Origin of the sequence: Schlesneria sp. (assembly GCF_036405755.1) — a bacterium.
Lineage (GTDB): Bacteria > Planctomycetota > Planctomycetia > Planctomycetales > Planctomycetaceae > Schlesneria > Schlesneria sphaerica.
In genome coordinates this window covers 1-2618 of record NZ_DASWWZ010000507.1, presented here as the reverse complement: position 1 = coordinate 2618, position 2618 = coordinate 1, and the positions used below count along the sequence as shown (strand labels likewise).

The 2618-nt window shown below is 55.3% G+C and carries 4 protein-coding genes; 3 read left to right on the top strand and 1 reads right to left on the bottom strand.

Features of this window, described 5'->3' with window-relative positions; translation table 11 throughout:
* From VGE80_RS17200 to VGE80_RS17190, 3 genes are all read left to right on the top strand, one after another.
* Positions 1 to 1079 (top strand): NfeD family protein (locus tag VGE80_RS17200; protein WP_440593527.1); only part of this gene is annotated, 1079 nt, incomplete at its 5' end.
* A gap of 306 nt (positions 1080 to 1385) precedes the next feature.
* On the top strand, positions 1386 to 1778 hold the full coding sequence (locus VGE80_RS17195) for a TraR/DksA family transcriptional regulator (RefSeq protein WP_373650184.1): 393 nt from the start codon (positions 1386 to 1388) through the stop codon (positions 1776 to 1778).
* Entirely contained in the window at positions 1748 to 2410 is a 663-nt protein-coding gene (locus VGE80_RS17190) for a signal peptidase II (RefSeq protein ID WP_440593526.1), read from the top strand. Before VGE80_RS17195 ends, VGE80_RS17190 begins: the two co-directional genes overlap by 31 nt.
* On the opposite strand, the gene VGE80_RS17185 is transcribed toward VGE80_RS17190, so the two are convergent.
* Positions 2376 to 2618 (bottom strand): peptide-methionine (S)-S-oxide reductase (locus VGE80_RS17185; protein ID WP_440593525.1); only part of this gene is annotated, 243 nt, incomplete at its 5' end. The two genes, VGE80_RS17190 and VGE80_RS17185, sit on opposite strands and share 35 nt — an antisense overlap.

Sequence of the window (2618 nt, the reverse complement as noted above, 5' to 3'; positions counted from 1 at the left end):
AGCGTGCACCGGAAAAAATCCTCAGCCCTCTCAAGGTGGCGCTGCGTGAGCTGGCAGAAAAAAAACATCGCCCCGCGGCCATTTGCGAAGCCATGGCTGACCGCACAATGAAGGTCTATCAGGTCACTCATCGGGATAGCGGCCAGATCTGGTACATGAGCGAACTCGATATCCACGCTTCCAATGGCGAGTGGATCCAGGGGCCCCTGTTGCGAGAAACCAACGGTGAACTGCTCTTCACTGCGAATGGGACCCGTGCACACGAGTTGAAGCTGGCGGAATCTCCCGTCAGTGACGTTGATGACTTGAAGGCCCGGATCGGTCTCCCCGTATCGACAAAGCTGGTTCCGATCGCCAAGACCTGGGTTGATCGGCTGGTTTTCAGTCTGAATCATCCTGGAATGGTGATGCTGATGATCGTTTTGGGGGTGGCGCTGATTTATCTGGAACTGCACTTCATGACGGGCATCCTGGGGATTATGTCCGTGCTCTGTTTTTCCCTGTTTTTCTGGAGCAACTTCATGGGGGGGACAGCCGGATGGCTGGAGGTGGTCCTCTTCGTGCTTGGTCTGGGTTGCCTGGCTGTCGAAGCGTTCGTGATTCCTGGTTTTGGAGTCTTTGGTGTCTCCGGCATTCTGCTTGTGATCTGCTCGCTGGTGATGGCTGGCCATTCATGGACCTTCGATTTCATGACGAATATTGAGGAACTCACGTGGCAAACGGGCCAGATAATGCTGGCGTTCGGAATCGTCTTTGCCATTGGATTGGCGATCACTCGGTATCTTCCCTCGATGCCGGGATTCGACTCCCTGGTTCTCGGCCCGCCCGGCGGGGGAGTCGACGAGCCACGTTTGCGCGGTGCGTCACTGGTCGGGACAGTTGGATCCGGGGTTTTAATCGAGGTTGGTGATAAAGGGCTTGCCCTAACGATGTTACGTCCTGCGGGTAAAGCTCAAATTGAGAATAGGTCCGTGGACGTGATCAGTGAAGGCCCATTCATTGCTCCCGACGCAAACCTTGAAGTTGTTTCGATTTCCGGCAATCGCATCGTGGTTCGGCAAGTTCCGGAGAGAGCATGACGGCGCGTTAACTGCAAGTCGAACGCTCAAAACGACTTGTGGTTCACGTCACGCCACCCGCTCGGGCCAGGAGCGTGGCAGGCCGGGCATCGTATTTCCTCTGGGGATCAACGTTTCAGTTCGGAATTTTGGCGGGATGCGCCGAACTTTCTATCGGCGCGGGTCGTAGGCCCCTGCGCGAATTGGCTCAAGGTAATTAAAGCTGTGCAAAAAGCCGCACCTTGATATTGGTTATGACAGAAACATATAATCCTCAGCTCGCCCTCTGTAGAGCACCGTGTGTGAACCTCGCGAGAGAACCTGGCCATGCTGAAGAAAACTGAGCTGGAAGAGTTTAAGGTTTTGTTGCAAAATCTTCGTGCACGTGTCCGTGGCGATGTCCTGCACCTGACCGCTGATGCCTTGGATCGGAACGAGAATGGCTCGGAGTCGAAATCTCCGACGCATCTCGCTGAGTTAGGGACCGAGACCTACGACCAGGAGTTTACGCTGCGGCGCGTGGAAAATGAGCAGGAAGTTCTTGAGGAAATCGAAGAGGCTTTCGAACGCATCAGTGACGAAACCTTCGGCGTTTGCGCCGGATGTCGCGAAGCGGGTCGCTCCCCAGCCAAGTCGATGATTCCCAAAACTCGCTTGCGAGAAATCCCCTACGCCAGGAACTGCGTCGAATGCGAACGGAAACGCGAGGCACGAATGTAACTTCAGACGACGGGTCGGCAAGTAGCTGCGACACGGCGACTGCCACCTGTTCCTCTGCGTCCCGTCCCTGGGCGAGATACATCTGTTTTGCGCTCATTGCGGCCAGCGGTCTGATCGGCGATCTTTGGTCAAAACACGCGGTTTTTCAGTGGTTGCAACCGCATCACCAGCATGAAGTCTGGAGTGGCTCGTTTCTTGGCATTCCTGTCGATTTTCAGTTTGCCACGACATTTAACCTGGGTGCTCTGTGGGGCATGGGGCAAGGACAAACCTGGCTGTTCGCCTCGCTCAGCGTCCTCGCTGTTTTTGTGCTGGTTTACTTCCTGTACACGGGGCAGGCGGTCGAGTCCTGGTGGCTGACAATCTCCTCTGGCTTACTCCTGGCCGGCACCCTTGGGAATCTTTACGACCGTCTCGGTCTGCACGGTCATCTCGATCTCAACGGCCGTCCGATTTATGGTGTTCGTGACTTCCTCGACTTCGTGTTTTTTAACGGGGGATTTCACTGGGCCACATTTAACCTGGCAGACAGCTATCTGGTCACTGGTGCCATTCTGCTGGTGTTGCAGTCTTTCACGCAGCCCGTCGCCGCTCCGGCTACTTCTTTGTCGGCGACGCAATCTTGTCCTTGAAGACCGCTCGGAACTTGGCGACTTTCCGCTTGATGACGGCATTGCAGTAAGGGGCGTCCGGATTGTTGCGGTAGTAGTTCTGGTGGTAGTCCTCGCCGGGGTAGAATACTTTCAGCGGCGAGATCTCGGTTACGATCGGTGAATCGAAGGCACCCGATTCGTCCAGCTTCTTCATGTACTCAGTCGCAAGGTTCTTCTGCGATTCATC

Bases quoted from the DNA above. Each gene is read 5' to 3' on its own strand.
- VGE80_RS17190 (WP_440593526.1), top strand. From the start codon at position 1,748: ATGCGAACGGAAACGCGAGGCACGAATGTAACTTCAGACGACGGGTCG.
- VGE80_RS17195 (WP_373650184.1), top strand. From the start codon at position 1,386: ATGCTGAAGAAAACTGAGCTGGAAGAGTTTAAGGTTTTGTTGCAAAAT.